The organism is Bacillus sp. FSL W8-0102 (assembly GCF_038007225.1).
In the GTDB taxonomy this organism is placed as follows: Bacteria; Bacillota; Bacilli; order Bacillales; family DSM-4216; genus Bacillus_O; species Bacillus_O smithii.
Genome location: NZ_JBBOWT010000001.1, coordinates 1,948,121 through 1,964,648, shown reverse-complemented (window position 1 = coordinate 1,964,648; position 16,528 = coordinate 1,948,121). Strand labels below are relative to the sequence as shown.

Below are 16,528 nucleotides of genomic sequence, written 5' to 3'. Positions count from 1 at the left end.
CATTCTTATCATGATTGTATTTTGCAATAGAAAAGTGCAGAGAAATGCAATTAAAAATGCAGAGGTTTGCCACCCATTTAATTCCTTTTCGACAATGCGTGGGACAGTCTATAGCTCTCGCCATGAAAAGAGATGATATGGGCGTGATGAATTAGCCTGTCCACTAACGCTGCTGTTAATCGAGAATCTGTAAAGATCCGGTTCCATTGACTAAATTCTAAGTTAGATGTAATAATTACGCTTTTCTGTTCATAAAACTCCGATATAATTTGGAATAATAATTCAGCTCCTTCTTTACTAAATGGTAAGTATCCCATTTCATCTAAAATGACCAAATCAACCTTCTCCATCCGTTTTCTAAATGCTGATAAACGGTTGTTACGTAAAACTTGCTCTAATTCCTCAACTAGGTGGGCAACACGGTAAAAACGAACCTCATAACCTAGTTCACAAGCTTTTCTCCCTAGTCCTGTGGCTAAATGAGTCTTACCCTTATGCAAAGTTTTCTATAATGGAAAAACTCATTTGGCCGTAGGTTTAGGTTTAGAAGCAATTCATCAAAGCTATAAGGTTATGTTTATATCAATGGGTGAGTTGGTTCATACTCTAAAAACGGAAGAAATTTCAAGAAAATCGCAGACAAGAATGAAAAGAATACGTGATGCAAATTTGTTAATTATTGATGATTTAATGTTTATGGCGATGGATCAGCATGAGGCCAATCTGTTTTTCCATTTAATAAATGACTTATATAATAAATCTTCAATTATTTGTGCGCCCGGCATGTACATGAACTATAGGGTGTAAGTCCCGAACCCCGAAGACAGAAGTAGAGGTTAGCCAAGAGCAAGGGTGTCCGTGGTGACGCGGAATCTGAAGGAAGCTGGAGGCAAAACACCGGTCCGAGGAACACGAACCTCATATAAGGCTAGGTATGATTGAGTGAGTTTGCGAAACAAAACAAAGCTCTTTCTGTCGAAGGTCATATCGAGTAAATGAGGCGGATAGATGGTGTGAAAGTGCATGTACTTACCCGGGGAGGTCTGGCGGATAGGTGAAGTACTCTTCATAACCTACTTAGTGATAAGTAGCTGAACCGTCAGAAGTCAGCGGAGGTCATAGTATTAGTTGGTCTAGAACAACTAAGAAGGACCGAACAATTAAGAGAGAATAGCCCTTGGCATTCAGTGAGTCATGATGAAAACAGAAAACGTAGTACCTCACTTGAGGAAGGAAACGGTGAATCCCGTGGGGGACCTCTTGGAGGGTGGAGTGACCACTGGCATAAAGAGAACAGCTATTCACGGAAGGAGAATAACGATGCTTTTGAATCAAATCCTGTCACGGGAGAACATGCTTCAAGCACTAAAACGTGTAGAACAGAATAAAGGAAGCCACGGAGTAGATATGATGCCCGTACAAAACCTACGACAGCACATAGTCGAAAACTGGCTATCTATTAAGGAGGCAATTCTCAAGGGAACTTATGAACCAATGCCAGTCCGCAGAGTCGAAATCCCGAAACCTGACGGCGGTGTTCGTTTACTAGGAATCCCTACCGTAACAGACCGTTTGATTTAACAAGCAATCGCCCAAGTACTTTCAAAAGTGTATGACCCTACATTCTCTGAAAACAGCTACGGATTTCGACCAAACCGAAGTGCCCATGATGCGGTGAGGAAAGCGAAAGAATATATAAGAGATGGACATCGATGGGTTGTAGATATGGACTTGGAGAAATTCTTTGATAAGGTCAACCATGACAGACTAATGGGTACACTCGCGAAGAGAATCCAAGATAAACCATTACTGAAATTGATTCGTAAGTATTTACAATCGGGCGTCATGATTAATGGTGTGGTGTCAAGCACATTAGAAGGAACTCCACAAGGAGGACCATTAAGTCCGCTACTATCTAACATTGTACTAGATGAACTAGATAAAGAATTATTGGAAAGAAGAGGACACAAATTCGTTCGATATGCGGATGACTGTAACATTTACGTGAAAAGTAAACGAGCAGGACTTCGCACAATGGCAAGTATCCAGCTATTCATTGAAGGAAAACTACGACTGAAAGTAAATGAAAAGAAATCAGCGGTCGACCGTCCATGGAAACGTAAGTTTCTAGGATTTAGCTTTACCTATCATAAAGAGCCAAAGGTTCGTATCGCAAAAGAAAGCCTTAAACGAATGAAGAATAAAGTTCGTGAAATCACATCACGCAAGATGCCCTACCCGATGGAATACCGCATTCAGAAACTGAATCAATATCTAATGGGATGGTGTGGATATTTTGCGTTAGCAGACACCAAATCTATATTCCTTGGATTAGATAAATGGACTCGTAGAAGACTTCGAATGTGCCTATGGAAGAACTGGAAGAAACCGAAAACAAAGATACGCAACCTTATTCAACTTGGCATACCACAAGGGCAAGCGTATGAATGGGGAAATACTCGGAAGAGTTATTGGCGTATTTCAAATAGTCCAATATTACACAGAACCCTTGGTAACTCCTATTGGAGAAACCAAGGGCTGAAAAGTCTTGAAGCTCGTTATGAAAACTTGCGTCAATTATCTTAATTGAACCGCCGTATACGGAACCGTACGTACGGTGGTGTGAGAGGACGGGAGTTAATCGCTCCCTCCTACTCGATTAACCTCCAATAAGGCTCCCAAAGATTGGGGAGAATTATTGGGGGACCCTGCGATAACAGCAGCAATATTGGATAGAATCGTTCATCGAGCAGAGATTATTCACATAAATGGTGACAGTTACCGGATGAAACATAGAGCTTCTATTTTCGAATCATCAAAAGTGTAAAAGATAATTTATCAAAAACTGTAACATTTCACTTGACGCTCACAAACCAAAAGTGGTGGTGAAGTGACGCAAGAATATATTCAAAAAGCTCTTGTTAAAGATCCGGGACTTTTACTTGCAGACGAACCAACAACAAATCTTGATACAAACCATATTGAATGGTTAGAAAAGAAGCTGAGAGAGTGGCAGGGGGCATTTATCATTGTTTCGCATGATCGTGAATTTTTGGATGATCTTTGTACAACCATATGGGAAATCAATGAAGGAAAGATAAAAGAGTATGCAGGCAACTACAGCGATTACGTAAAACAAAAAGAAGCAGAGAAACATCAAGAACAATTAGCTTATGAAAAATATGTGAAAAAGAAAAAGCAGTTGGAAGAAGCATTAAAATTAAAAGAGAAAAAAGCGGAAAGAGCAACGAAGACGCCAAAAAGAGTCAGTGAATCGGAAGTAAGAGGGACAAAGCCATACTTTGCCAAAAAGCAAAAAAAACTGCAAAAAACAGCGAAAGCCATTCAAACGAGATTAGAAAAACTTGAAAAGGCAGAAAAAGTGAAAGAACTCCCACCAATTAAGATGAACTTGCCGAATGAAGAAACGATTAAAAATCGGATTATCTTTCGTGTAGAAGATGTAACGGGTATGATTGGAGAACGTATGCTTTGGAGCCATGCAAATTTTCAGGTTCGAGGTGGTGACAAATTAGCGATTATCGGTCCAAATGGAAGCGGGAAAACGACGCTAGTAAAAAAGATCGTCAACCAAGAGCCAGGCATCATGGTTTCTCCGTCTGTTAAAATGGGCTATTTTATCCAAAATTTAAATATATTGGATGTGGAAAAATCTATTATAGAGAATGTCCAATCCTCTTCAAAGCAGGATGAAACGCTTATTCGGACGGTCCTTGCAAGAATGCATTTTTTCAATGAAGATGTTTATAAGCCTGTAAGGGTTTTGAGTGGCGGAGAGCGAGTAAAAGTGGCACTATATAAGTTGAATTAAAGATTTACAACTGAACACACAAACGATCGATCGTTTGTTCTGGTTTCTGGTTGATTCGCTGAATAAAGGCTTGGACATTCTTTCTAATTTCTTGCACACTCGAATAGAACACGTTGTAAATCACGTCTGATTTCAGCCATTTCCATAGCCCTTCAATCAAGTTCAATTGCGGACTGTATGGTGGCAAAAAGACGAGCTCTAACCGATCTTCGTGTTCTTTTAAAAATGGCTGAATGAGTTTGGCATGGTGAATTCGAGCGTTATCTAAAATCATCACTATTTTGCCTGTGGGATAGCGTTCTAACACAAGTTGAAGAAATCGAAGAAATGTTTCCGCGTCATAGCGTTCTTCTTCGATGCAAAACACTTCCCCTGTTTCGTAGTTCAACGTGCCAATCAGCTTCAGCCCTTGATGTTTTCCAAACGTCGGAATGATTCGTTGTTTTCCTTTGACAAACCATGTTTTTTGAATCGCTTGGTAATCACGAATCATCGACTCATCTTGAAAGAGGACATGGGCGATGTTCCCATCTACCAGTTTTTTTTTACTTCAGGGAAGGTGATTTCGACGAATTCTTTTTGTTTCTCTTCATCGGCATTGGCTAGTGTATAGGTCGGTTTCGTATAGCTTAGCCCTAACCGATGCAGAATGTCACTTGTTCCGCGAAGCGTGTATGTTGGCCCCCACTTTTGTTGAATGAGTTCAGCGATTATCGCAAGCGTCCAATTATATTTTGCTTCGAATCCCACATCTACGGGGAGCTGATGTTCAATGATCAAAGCCAGCTCTTTTTCCTGCTCAGGGGTCAATCGACGTGGGGCGCCAGGTGAGTATTTCATCTCCAGTCCATCAAGACCGCGCTGGGCGTAGGCATGAATATAGTTATAAATAGTTTTCTTGGATCGACCAATAATCGTTGCGATTTCTCCTTTGGTATATCCCTGCAAATGAAGATAAATCGCTTGGTAGCGTTCATATGCTCGTTTACTTTTTGCTTCTTTCATGGCAGTGGACAACTTTTCGATCTCGTCTTTGTGATTTGGCATCATATTTTCTCTCCGTTCCCCTATTTTCTCTTTGTATTTATTCGCCGTGGAACGGGAGAAAACCTTTATTTCAATTTATATAGCAAAACTATTTTTAAGTGATATCAATACGTTGATTTTAGATGAACCGACGAATTTTCTTGATACAGAATCTGTTGAAGCATTAGAGTCACTTCTAAAAGAATATGAAGGAAGCGTGATCTTCGTCTCACACGATCGCCGATTCATTGAAAATATCGCAACACGAATATTGATCATTCGTAATCAAAAGATAGAATTATTTGAAGGAACCTTTCAGCAATATAAACATGTTCAACCACAAAAAACTCGAGACAGCAAAAAAGATCAACGTCTCTTACTCGAAACGAAAATTTCAGAAGTGCTAAGCCGCTTAAGTATTGAACCGTCTAAAGAATTAGAAATAGAATTTCAAAAACTTTTAAAAGAAAAAAGGGAATTGGACATAAATAAATAATTTTGAATATTGATTTTATAATAAAATTTTGTAATAGTTAAATTTACATCAACTGTTAAGCCCCCATAAGCTAATGAAGGGGGCTTTGTTTTTGATATAAAAAACATTTAGACCGTGCAGAAACGGTGATCTATTCCTGAGGTAAAAATGCGCTATTTAAGTTTGAAATGACGGTTTTAATCCATTATTCCAAAAACAAACCATCTTAGCTTTTATAATGCAAGAAATTCTCCAAATGTAATTAGATATTGAACGAAGCATCGAACATGTATTATGGTCATTCCCCTAAGCTTCATTTAAATACATTGAAAAGAAGGGTAGGAAAGAGGAAGTTGAAAAAAGCAATTATTTTTGATATGGATGGTACATTATTTCAGAATTCGTCATCCGATCTTGCACATAATAGAGCCTCTTAGATTATGTGTACAAGCAAAAAATCAAAATTCCAAAATCATATTCTTTCTTTAACAATCTATTAAAGTTCTTGGTTCTTCTTTTGGTCCGAAGAAGATTATTCATGCAAGAATAAGGTAAATAGCAACTTTCCTATTGCAGGATTTCGTGCAATGAGTGAGATCTGTCTCTTGATGTTGAAATCGGCAATCGGAAGAACCTTAATAACGGATCGATCAATATTATAGGTAAAAATTTCCGGTAGAATAGATATGCCTAAATTGGCTGAAATAAACCCGATAATACTTTGACCAAAGTCAATTTCAAAAGAAATATTCGGTTGAGAATGATGAAGTCTATAGGCTTCTTCTATTAACATACGAACATCGCATGAAGAAGGGAGAACAACAAGGGGTTCATCCTTGAAATCTTTAAAATAAATGACATCTTCATGCTTAGCCAGTGGATGAAGATGATTGACAAACAAATAAAAAGGTTCTTTAAAAAGAGGTTTAGACCAATATGAATGTTGAATTGCTCGATCATCTAACAGCGCTGCATCGATGTCCCCGGTATGTAGGTAATTGAAAATATCATAATAATGATAAAAAATTTTAATATTCACTTCCCGGTCGTTTTCTTTAGCAGTAGCTAATTTATATGGGAGATAAAAGCTGGAAATACTCGGCCACGTACCAATTTTAATTTCTGAAGTTTTTTGTGTTGATAGAATCTTTTTTTGTATAGAACGAATTTTATGTAAGACAGGTTCAATTTCTCCAAATAAAATATCTCCGGCTTCTGTTAGTTCTACTCCTTTGGCAGAACGTGTAAATAATGTTGCTCCTAAATCTTCTTCCAGTTTTCTTATTTGCTTGCTTAATGCTGGTTGTGTCATATGAAGTTGTTCACTAGCTTTTGTTAAACTTTTTGTCTTCGCTGTAACCAAGAAAGCCTCTAGCCACTCTGTTCTCATTTTGATCCCTCATAACTTTTTGTTATATCCCTAGTATATAAAGGAAGTACTCCTAATGCAAAAATCATGATAGTCTTTGGATGAGTTCAAAACAACATCTAAGGAGGACAATCCTATGTATCCAAACAAAATGTATATAGATGGACAGTGGGTGGATGCAAAAGAAACCATTGATGTCATCAATCCAGCTACAAAGGAGATCATCGGCACTATTCCCAACGGCGGTAAAAAAGAAGCAAAAATGGCAGTAGATGCGGCATACTCTGCCTTCAAGGAGTGGTCTAAAAAGACTGCCGAAGAGCGCAGTCAACTTTTATTAAAATGGCATTGCTTAATTGAAGAACATACGGACGAACTAGCGGAAATCATAACAACTGAACTAGGAAAACCTCTTTCCGAAGCAAAAGGAGAAATTTTTTATGCGAATAGCTATATCTCTTGGTTTGCTGAAGAAGCAAAACGAATTTATGGCGAAACGATTCCAGCATCTTCTCCCCATAAACGTATTATAGTCAAAAAACAGCCTGTAGGTGTTGTTGCAGCCATCACTCCATGGAATTTTCCGGCAGCCATGATTACACGAAAAATTGCACCAGCTCTTGCTGCTGGTTGTACAACCGTTTTGAAACCATCTGAAGAGACGCCTTTCACTGCTTTGAAATTGGCAGAACTCGCTGAGCAAGCCGGGATTCCAAAGGGTGTCATAAATATTGTAACAGGCGATGCAGAACCGATTGTGGATGTTTGGCAAAAAGATGAACGTGTACGCAAGCTCACTTTTACCGGTTCTACACGCGTAGGGAAAATTTTAATGCGCGGGGCCGCTGACACTGTGAAAAAAATATCTCTCGAATTAGGAGGGCATGCTCCGTTCATCGTAACAGCTAATGCAGATATAGAGAAAGCTTTAGAGGGGGTTATGGCGTCTAAATTTAGAAATGCCGGCCAAACCTGTGTATGTGCAAACCGTATTTTTGTTGAAGAAGGAATCGCTGAAGAATTTTCTAATAAACTAGCAGAAAAAGTGTCAAAATTGAAAGTGGGTAATGGATTTGAAGAGGGTGTAGATATAGGTCCACTCATTAATGAAGCAGCCATTCGGAAAGTAAAGGCACAAATTGAAGATGCAAAACAAAAAGGAGCTAAAATCCTTGTAGGAGGTAACTCCATAAAAGAAGAAGGCTTTTTTATGGAACCAACTGTTATTATGAATGCTACTGACGATATGTACTGCATGCATGAGGAAACATTCGGGCCGCTTGCTCCTATCACAACATTTAAAACAGTAGAAGAAGCTATTGAACGTGCTAATCATAGTCCTTATGGATTGGCTGCTTACGTATTTACAGAGAATATTCAAGAAGCAGTTTATATAACAGAGGCATTAGAATATGGAATTATTGGTTTAAATGATGGTTCTCCTTCGGCCGCCCAAGCACCATTCGGTGGATTTAAAGAGAGTGGGATCGGTCGTGAAGGAAGCCATTATGGAATTGAAGACTATCTAGAAATTAAGTATATTTCACTTGGATTGTAATTGTGCCTCATAATAACAAAAAGGATCATAACGGGGAAATATCGATGAACACCAAAGTGTTTATAAAGCATCTTAGCAGAGAACTAAATCGTGCAGGCATCACCTTACAGACTTTTAAAATATCACTAGCAGCAGGAATTTCATGGTGGCTGGCGACTTTCATTACTCCCCATTTCTATCCTTATATCGCTCCGTTAACAGCCGTTTTAATTACCAATACGACTTTTGAAAAGGCTGTAACCAAAGCGATTCATCGTTTCTTAGGGGTTGTAGGTGGAGTGGCATGCAGTCTGATTGTCTCTCAGTGGATCATGCCTTCAGGAATGGCCGCTTTTCTAAGTATTTTTATAGGGATGGCAATGGCAAAAACTCTTAAACTTCATCAAGACAGCATCTCACAAATAGGCGTAACTGTCGTAATGGTTTTGGCTTTTTTGCATTCGGGAGGTTATGAATGGGCCCGCATCATCGAGACAGTCATAGGATCAGTCGTTGCCATTTTTGTCACTATACTTTTACCTAACAGGAGAGCAGGTCATGATGATACCCTTGACCTCGGCAAAGCAACGTAATATGTTGTTTTTTATGTTTATTATGTCTGTATTTCATTCAATTACTCGAAAAAGTACGGTTGGTTCATTTTCCTAGAGTAAACATATTGATTAAGGTATGCCAATTCGGCATACCTTCAGACTGTTGACAAATAGGTTTTATACCCTAGAATACTAGCTCACTGTCTTAATATTCTTATTATACGTTGAATGTCTGTTTCTACAGCAATACACGTTTGTTTAAAGCATCGGTTTTATCGTTCACATATTCTTGTAAAATAGTATTGATCCAACCTTCATATTTTTAACTGAATTTGTTTTTAAATCAATACTGTACATTTGTATTTGATTAATAAGCCATTCGGCTGCTTGAAACTTCATTGAAGACGTTTGTGCAATTCCTCCTTGGTACATACTGCTGGGATTTACGCTATAGATCTGTATAAAAACTCCTTCATATAAGTAAAAAGACCCACCTTGAGACATGGTCAGTGGTAATCATAATCCTCATACAAAATTTTATCAATTCATCAATGTTTCCCCACATAGAATATATAATCTTTTCTATACCAATGTTCAAAATCAAAATAATTGTATAACTATATTCCTGCGCCAATCTCACTACAAAAAGAAGGATTTTAGCAAATTTTGGCGAAAAAAAGAAGAAGAACTTCTAAAACACTTGTTAAAACTGGGGTAGTTTTTATGAAGAATTTTGAAATCGGTACTTTTCTTAAAGAAATAAGTGAGGTAATAGAAGAACAAAAATCTGTTCACCACAATAAGGCAAAAAATCGAATTGATGATATTTATAAATTTAGATCTTCCCTCATTGATCGTATTATTCAATTATCTGAAGGGTATGGTTTACTCGTCATAAGAAATGAAATTGTTTATTATCATAACGAACAACATACGATTGATATCGCTCTTTATAATGATGACGACTGTGTACTTGCGATTGAAATTACATCTTCGAGGTTGAAAAGAGCCATTATGAATCTTCTTCATCATTGTTCATTGTACCGATTACTTATTACGTATTATCGAGAAGCAAGTTTTTGTAAAAATTTATTACTTCGATATGATGAGCAGCGGAAAATTACACTTTTACATATAAAGAATTTAAAGTACGATACACCAGAAATAAACAAAATTCCCTCTAAGCTTGGCATCAAGAATGTAAACTCACCTTTAGAAGTAAAGATTGAAAACGCGTTAAAAGAGTACGGAATCAAATTTGAAAGCCAATATGCAGTTTATCAAAAGATGGGCAGTAGAAACAGTTGGATCCCTAAATATATCATTGATTTTGTGATATATGGTGAACATTGCAAAATTGCCGTTGAATGCGATGGGCTCCGTTACCATTTAACCGATCAAGCAAAAGTGTACGATACAGAAAGAGATTTATGGCTGCTGAAAAACGGATTTGATGAGGTCATTCGGCTTCCAGGAGATAAAATAAAGGAAAATTTATCCGAATGCATGAATATGATTCGATCAAAAATATCTGCGTGGGATCAATTTTACGAAATGAGGAATCGAAAAGCGAAAATTCTTAACACAAATCTCGATGTTTCATGTATCGGTGATTATGTTCAAATCGTATTAAGAGAGTTACTTCCTGTCTTCCATAATATTACTCTTAAAAAGAAGGAAACGACAAAAGAAAAAATAAAACAGTTTGTAAACACCATTTTTATGGCAGGTTATTCTCCTAACATTCAGACCTTTTATTACCAACTACCCCAATTAAGTGAGTTAATCACAAAAGGAAACGTCCATTGTGCATTTGTCGGCTATAATATCCCGTTTGTTTTATATTATGTTGAATCGTTATCGCAATGCCAGATTCCCAGTTGGTTAAGAAATGAAAAGAGAGTCGTGAAATTAATTATATATAAAAGGAAGTACCAAAAACGCCTTGCCATTGGTCGAAATACTCGCTCTTATGTATTAATTAACGGAAGTAATGGGATTGTTGAGGATTCCGATATTGTTAATAACGTCATCCTAAAGCAAGGAACAAAGCCAATCAAAAAGGAAAATACGGAAACGTTACGGAGCGTTCATACAAAGGAGAGTCAGTTAACTCCTGAAGTTCAAGGAAGTGGAATGATGGAGAAAAAGAAAACAAAATATTACGTGGTCTGGATAGGTAAACAGACAGGTATTTTTTCTTCATGGGATGAATGCAAACAATATGTATTAGGGGTAGCCAGTGCAAAGTATAAGTCATTTTCATCCATCGAAGAGGCTAAACAAGCTTATCATGATGGTTGGACGAAATACTATAGGACTGCAGAGAAGGCCAAAACATCCCAACAGATATCCCTTAATTTAAATAAAGATATGACATATATAGAAGAGAGCATATGCGTAGATGCGGCATGTAGCGGCAATCCCGGACAAATGGAATACAAAGGAGTGTACACGAAAACTGGAAAAGTATTGTTTCACTTTGGCCCTATTCTTGGAACAAATAACGTCGGAGAATTTTTAGCTATCGTTCATGCTTTAGCCTTCCTAAAGCAGTATGGAAAAGATTATCCTATTTATTCAGACTCCCTAACCGCTATCAAATGGGTGAAAACTAAAAAGGTTAATACTGCGCTAATAAGAAATAAAGACACCGAACGAGTTTGGCGGCTCATTGAAAGAGCGAAGCAATGGCTCAAAAAAAACGATTACAATAACCCTATTCTCAAATGGGAAACAGACATATGGGGTGAGATTAAAGCAGATTTCGGACGGAAATAGCCGGTTGTCTACAATTTCTATGTAATATGAAGATGTCGATGAAGTTTATAGTTTTCGATTGTAGTAGTATTGTTTTGTTTTATTTGGACTCTAAAACAGATTTAACACAATTATTCTTTTATGTAAATGAAGCATCAAAGCTAATTTGCTGTATTCTCTCTGAGAAGCATGTCAGTCAATAGTATAATTTTTAAAAATACAAAATTTAGCTTTTATTGAATTGATGGGTGTAATTATTAGTGAAGAGGGGGTACCTCGATTTGGGGCTAAAAGTTTTTGCGCGTATAAAGTTACCTTATATTATCAGAGCAAAAGATACAGTAGATGAAGAAGGATTGGTTTATTTGGTTCGTATAGCCGGGGAGAACAAAGATAGTCCAGTGATATTGATGTGTTACTGTAGTTGAGCAATTTTAATTACAATAATTACCATGTAAAAGAGACAAACAGGGTACCCCTTATGCCACGTGGAGCTGTTTTTTCACGGTATCAATGGGAATATTTTGTTTCGCTGCACGGTAAATGAACTCCACGAGGCTATGTCCTTTTCTCTTGCGCAGAAGATCGAGCCCATCAGAAAAATCGCTGTTCGACTCGAACATGCTGTACACGTAAGCAAGCTGCACCAAGATCCAGTAGCGTTTCACCGCCCGACGTCCGCGAACGCGGTATCCATCGAGTTTCAGCTGGTCTTTCGCTTGACGGAAAAAACATTCGATCGACCAACGCTGGGCATAGTAGCGCAAGATCTCTTCATCGCTTAGATCCCGGTCGGTGCTCAAGACGCAGTGAAGATGTTCCGATGTCATCGGCTGATCGGCTTTCCAAGCGAGCAGCACCACGGCATCATCGAGACCTTTGAGAGAGCCTTCGTAGCGATAAACCCGATAACGCTCTTCTCCCACCGTGACGAGGTGAGTGTCTTTCGGTTCGATGTAGCGGGCAAACTCCCTCACCTGAACCGCAATGCCTTTTGGATAAAGAAGCCGATTGGCCTTGAGCATTGCGATTACGTGGAATCCCTTTTTCAGACAAGCTTCCACGAGCGTTTGCGATGGATACCAAGAGTCCATCAGCACATAAACAGGACGGTGTACATCCAAAGAAGAAAGCATCTCGATCGCGAGTTCCCCCTTGCTTTTCCCAGCCGCCTTGTCGTAGAGGCGGAACGCAAAGGGAAAAGCCTGGGTCATCGTATGAACCATGAGCCAAACGAGAGAATGTCCCCAGATCGACTTTTTCTCTGTGTGAGAATAGTGCCAATCACACCCTTGAATGGCGTGCGTTGCCTGTGACGAAGGCTTGGTTTTTTGGCAAATCGTATCATCGATCGAAACAAAAAGGGGTTGATTCTCCTGTTTGGCGATGCGTTCGACACGACGAAGCATCCACTGTTGAAGTTTGCGAAGCAGCGTCTCTTCATCCCAAGGGCTTTTCGTGAAAAAATGGCTGAGTGTCGTGCGGTGGTTCGGATGAAAGCTCCAATGATGAAGATCGGTCAATGTTCCCGCAAATCCTTTGGTGGTCAGCGCATCCACGATATGAACGAGATGCTTCATGACAGGTTTTGAAAAATAAAGTGCCAACCCCAACATCGTGAAAAACTTGTGGATTCCTTGATGATGTGCTAATCTATTCATGAGACATGAACCTCCTTGTGAATAGTTTTGGTGACACATCTATTCTAATCAAGGAATCGGGTTCATGTCTCTTTTTTTGTTTGGTTGTAAATTTATGTTAGCGAATTTGCTCATCTATAGTGTGTTAGTGGAATTTATGGATGATGCCATGACATTCGATGATTATATGGATTTAAAATTCAATCTGGAAGATCATTTTCAAAAGCCGGTAGATTTAGACATTTTAGATGATATCAAACCAGCATTAAAGCCTAGTATTTTAAGGAGTGCTAATTATGCAGAGAGAGCCTAAAGTTTTTTTACAAGATATTCTCTGCAGAAAAATTGAGAAATACACCAAGGGCTTATCTTATGATGATTTTCTAGACAAAGACTTAGTGTCGGACGCGGTAATTAAAAATATATTAGTGATTGGCTAAGCAACGAAAAACATTCCAAATGAAATCCGACAAGCACACCCACATATCGAATAGAGAAAGATGGCTGGCATGAGAGATATGATGATTCACGGTTATTTCTCCATTAATTATCGAATTGTCTGGGATGTTGTTCAGAAATAAGATTCCTAAGTTAAAAAAACATGTTGAGTAGTTACTAAATGAAAATTAGAGTGGATATTTTTTTAAAGACCAAATCTTTTTGAGTTGGCATAGAAGATGATAATCGATAATAATTTACTGTCGTTAAAAATCCATACTATCTATTTTCAACCGGCGTTCTCTTAAAATCTCTAGTTTCTCATCAAATGTAGTTGGGCGTTTAACATTTGCTGTATTTTCTAACCCCATAAATAAATGAAAAAGCCCCACCTTGGTACACATTGTTAAGAGTCGAGGTGGGTTCTGCTAATTTAATCGTAATCTTGTGTAAGTGAAGTGAAATGAAACATATGCCCATTTCTATAACTAAGATTAAAACAACTTCATCTGTTCGTTGTACGAAGTGTTTTTTTCATCCATAACATATCCCATTGCGCGATACCCCTCTAATCTTTTTTCAAACATCTTTTGCATAATCGGGATTTTTTTATCCACGTAGTCATATACACGTACTTCTTGTTTATTTGCATGAATTCGATGCAAGCGTCCGACATATTGTTGCAGGGTGCCTTTCCATGAAATTGGCATTGCTAAGAATAGAGTATCTAATCGGGCATTGTCAAATCCTTCGCCGATATATTTTCCTGTTGCAATCACTAATCTTTCCATGTCATCAGGAATGGAAGCAAGTCGTTGCAATTGTTCCATTCGTTCTTTTTTCGTCATATTCCCGGAGAGTACAATAATATTTTTGGCAAATCCTTTAAATAATTGCTTCAAAATTTCAATATGCTCAATTCGTTCCGTTAAGATTAACGGACAGCGGCCTTCTTCAAGTGCAGACAACACATCATCAAATAATTGCTGATTTCGCCGTTCATTGAGTGCTATTTCTGTATAAAGTTGCTGAATATCTTTGTGTGAGGACGTAAAGTTCGTGTACCTTGGAATTAAACGATGAACAAATGGCCTTACTTTTGCTTGTATTTTCCCGTCAATTTTATAACGAATAGGACCACACTGCATGTGAATAATAGGATGTAAACCATCTTTACGAATCGGTGTAGCTGTTAGACCATACACATACTTGGCGCGAACTTGTTTTAACACTTGTTCAAAGCTAAAGGCGGAAATATGATGGCATTCATCGACAATGATTTGGCCATATTGAGTAATAAATGACTTCAACTGACCCTTGTAATTTAAGCTTTGAATGGTTGCTATATCGATATTTCCTGTTATTTTGTTTTTTCCGCCTCCAATTTGTCCGATTTCTTTTGATGAAATATTAAGAAACGTTGATAATTGCTCTAACCATTGTTGCATCAACTGTGTACGATGAACGATGACTAACGTATTGGTTTTTCGTTCCGCAATAAGAGCTGCCGCTATAACCGTTTTGCCAAAACCAGTGGTTGCTGAAAGAACACCAGTATTGTGTTTCAATAATTGTGATATTGCATCGTGTTGCTGGAAAGTTAACTCACCTTGAAATTCCACATCAATCGTCTTGCCATCGAATTGATCATCAATGATTTCAGTTTGAATGGATAATGACGATAAAAGGTTGATAACCTCCTCCAAACAGCCACGAGGTAAGACCAAATATCCTTCCTTATCCCATGAGCAATTAATCACTCGCGGTATTCCGTATGTAGACATGCGATTTTTCTGGGCTCTATAAAATTCAGGATTCGCTAACGTTGCTAGTTTCGTCAACTTAGTTAAAAGAGAAGAGGGGGCTCTATCTTTTAGAATGTATAGACCATTCTTTAATTCAATAGTAATTTCCTCTGGATACACTTCGTTTACAGTAATAGATTTATTTTCGTAAAGCTGTACCACATCTTGTACTTCTTTTTTTGTCATCGTTTGAACAGAAGATAAATACATCCATTGGTCTGGATAAGGAGTAAAGGATTCATCTACAAATACACTATTGCCGTTTGTCCTTGGCTTTCGCTGAAGCGGCAATGCAATTAAATTTCCGAATCCGCCTTTTGGAAGCGTATCTTGATTCGGGAATAATCGATCATAGGAGTCTAAACCTATTTCATATCTTTTTTCCATTGTTTTAGCGAGCAATGTCATTCCCATTTTGCGAGCTAATGAAGCAGGAATCGCTTCGGAGAAGAAAATCCATAAGTGTGCACCATTCCCAGATCTTGAGCGTTCAATACTATACGGTACGGAAAACTCTTTACATACACGAACAAACGCCAACACATCCTCTTGCCAATTCTTTTTGTCAAAATCAATCGCCAAAAAGAAACACGTTTCATCTTTTTGCATTGGATAAATTCCAACCGTATGCTTCCCGCTTAAATGATCGTAAAGCACTTGATCATTTAGCGGTAGCAATGTTCGATGCTGACACTCACTGCATTTTATCTCCGGTTTTCGACAAATAGGCGGTTGCCACTCATAGGCGCAAGCAGGCGTATATCCCGCGCGACCGTTTTTTGATTCCCAGCGAACCGCATATACATCTGTTCGTCCTCTAAAAAGTTGCTTGAATAATCGTATCTTTTCTTCCGGTGACGATTGGTTGTTCACTATAGAACTAGCCATAGTTACAGAATGATTGTTTTCTTTCTTTTGCATCATCATTGAAAGAATGTGTTTTAAATATTCATTTTCTTTCCTTAAACGTTCACATTCCGCAAGAGCTTGTTGTAACTGAATCCGGATGTCCATGACTTTACCTCTAAAACATTTATTTAACTGTAATGATATTGTAAAGCATTGAGTTAGAAGTGTAAAAGTGATCATCCA

Annotated in this window: 8 protein-coding genes and 8 pseudogenes; 11 read left to right on the top strand and 5 right to left on the bottom strand. The window is 38.1% G+C overall.

Annotated features, from left to right (window positions below):
- Positions 1-77 precede the first annotated feature (77 nt).
- Positions 78-491 (bottom strand): annotated as a pseudogene (locus tag N1I87_RS09385) (ATP-binding protein); the annotation flags it as partial.
- Positions 492-513: 22 nt separating this feature from the next.
- Here N1I87_RS09385 and N1I87_RS09380 point away from each other — a divergent pair.
- The 4 pseudogenes from N1I87_RS09380 to N1I87_RS09365 all read left to right on the top strand — a co-directional run.
- A pseudogene (locus N1I87_RS09380) lies at positions 514-771 on the top strand (ATP-binding protein); the annotation flags it as partial.
- 549 nt (positions 772-1,320) lie between these two features.
- Positions 1,321-2,586, top strand: a pseudogene (gene ltrA / locus N1I87_RS09375) (group II intron reverse transcriptase/maturase).
- A gap of 73 nt (positions 2,587-2,659) precedes the next feature.
- A pseudogene (locus N1I87_RS09370) lies at positions 2,660-2,827 on the top strand (ATP-binding protein); the annotation flags it as partial.
- Between the two features lie 48 nt (positions 2,828-2,875).
- Positions 2,876-3,826: pseudogene (locus N1I87_RS09365) on the top strand (ATP-binding cassette domain-containing protein); the annotation flags it as partial.
- 10 nt (positions 3,827-3,836) lie between these two features.
- Here the strand turns inward: N1I87_RS09365 and N1I87_RS09360 are convergent.
- Positions 3,837-4,882 (bottom strand): IS630-like element ISBs2 family transposase gene (locus N1I87_RS09360; RefSeq protein WP_015374552.1). Its coding sequence is split into 2 segments (ribosomal slippage): positions 3,837-4,376 and positions 4,379-4,882, totalling 1,044 coding nucleotides; the frame shifts between segments, so codons are not numbered across the junction.
- Positions 4,883-4,946: 64 nt separating this feature from the next.
- On the opposite strand from N1I87_RS09360, the pseudogene N1I87_RS09355 reads away from it, so the two are divergent.
- Positions 4,947-5,354, top strand: a pseudogene (locus N1I87_RS09355) (ABC transporter); the annotation flags it as partial.
- Positions 5,355-5,865: 511 nt separating this feature from the next.
- On the opposite strand, the gene N1I87_RS09350 reads toward N1I87_RS09355, so the two are convergent.
- Positions 5,866-6,723, bottom strand: coding sequence for a LysR family transcriptional regulator (locus N1I87_RS09350; protein ID WP_341094457.1), 858 nt, complete (start codon positions 6,721-6,723; stop codon positions 5,866-5,868).
- Positions 6,724-6,838: 115 nt separating this feature from the next.
- Here N1I87_RS09350 and N1I87_RS09345 point away from each other — a divergent pair, with 115 nt between their 5' ends.
- From N1I87_RS09345 to N1I87_RS09330, 4 genes and pseudogenes are all read left to right on the top strand, one after another.
- Positions 6,839-8,260 carry an NAD-dependent succinate-semialdehyde dehydrogenase gene (locus N1I87_RS09345; protein ID WP_341094454.1) on the top strand — a complete coding sequence of 474 codons (1,422 nt, stop codon included), beginning with the start codon at positions 6,839-6,841 and terminating at the stop codon, positions 8,258-8,260.
- A 44-nt stretch (positions 8,261-8,304) separates the two neighbouring features.
- Positions 8,305-8,832, top strand: coding sequence for an FUSC family protein (locus N1I87_RS09340; protein WP_341094452.1), 528 nt, complete (start codon positions 8,305-8,307; stop codon positions 8,830-8,832).
- Between the two features lie 684 nt (positions 8,833-9,516).
- Positions 9,517-10,308 (top strand): annotated as a pseudogene (locus N1I87_RS09335) (endonuclease domain-containing protein); the annotation flags it as partial.
- Positions 10,309-10,932: 624 nt separating this feature from the next.
- Positions 10,933-11,574 (top strand): ribonuclease H1 domain-containing protein, encoded by a 642-nt coding sequence (locus N1I87_RS09330; RefSeq protein ID WP_390895364.1) that lies wholly within the window; start codon positions 10,933-10,935, stop codon positions 11,572-11,574.
- A gap of 458 nt (positions 11,575-12,032) precedes the next feature.
- Here the strand turns inward: N1I87_RS09330 and N1I87_RS09325 are convergent, their stop codons facing one another.
- Positions 12,033-13,214 carry an IS701 family transposase gene (locus N1I87_RS09325; protein ID WP_040037972.1) on the bottom strand — a complete coding sequence of 394 codons (1,182 nt, stop codon included), beginning with the start codon at positions 13,212-13,214 and terminating at the stop codon, positions 12,033-12,035.
- 121 nt (positions 13,215-13,335) lie between these two features.
- On the opposite strand from N1I87_RS09325, the pseudogene N1I87_RS09320 reads away from it, so the two are divergent.
- Both N1I87_RS09320 and N1I87_RS09315 read left to right on the top strand, forming a co-directional pair.
- Positions 13,336-13,506, top strand: a pseudogene (locus N1I87_RS09320) (nucleotidyltransferase); the annotation flags it as partial.
- 187 nt (positions 13,507-13,693) lie between these two features.
- Positions 13,694-13,774: a HepT-like ribonuclease domain-containing protein gene (locus N1I87_RS09315; RefSeq protein WP_328205159.1), complete on the top strand. Its 81-nt coding sequence runs from the start codon at positions 13,694-13,696 to the stop codon at positions 13,772-13,774.
- A gap of 351 nt (positions 13,775-14,125) precedes the next feature.
- On the opposite strand, the gene N1I87_RS09310 is transcribed toward N1I87_RS09315, so the two are convergent.
- Positions 14,126-16,450 (bottom strand): TOTE conflict system archaeo-eukaryotic primase domain-containing protein, encoded by a 2,325-nt coding sequence (locus tag N1I87_RS09310; RefSeq protein WP_341103337.1) that lies wholly within the window; start codon positions 16,448-16,450, stop codon positions 14,126-14,128.
- Between the last annotated feature and the right edge of the window lie 78 nt (positions 16,451-16,528).

Coding starts and splice junctions, on each gene's coding strand:
- N1I87_RS09350 (WP_341094457.1), bottom strand. CDS start 6,723: ATGAGAACAGAGTGGCTAGAGGCTTTCTTGGTTACAGCGAAGACAAAA.
- N1I87_RS09345 (WP_341094454.1), top strand. CDS start 6,839: ATGTATCCAAACAAAATGTATATAGATGGACAGTGGGTGGATGCAAAA.
- N1I87_RS09340 (WP_341094452.1), top strand. CDS start 8,305: ATGAACACCAAAGTGTTTATAAAGCATCTTAGCAGAGAACTAAATCGT.
- N1I87_RS09330 (WP_390895364.1), top strand. CDS start 10,933: ATGGAGAAAAAGAAAACAAAATATTACGTGGTCTGGATAGGTAAACAG.
- N1I87_RS09325 (WP_040037972.1), bottom strand. CDS start 13,214: ATGAATAGATTAGCACATCATCAAGGAATCCACAAGTTTTTCACGATG.
- N1I87_RS09315 (WP_328205159.1), top strand. CDS start 13,694: ATGGCTGGCATGAGAGATATGATGATTCACGGTTATTTCTCCATTAAT.
- N1I87_RS09310 (WP_341103337.1), bottom strand. CDS start 16,450: ATGGACATCCGGATTCAGTTACAACAAGCTCTTGCGGAATGTGAACGT.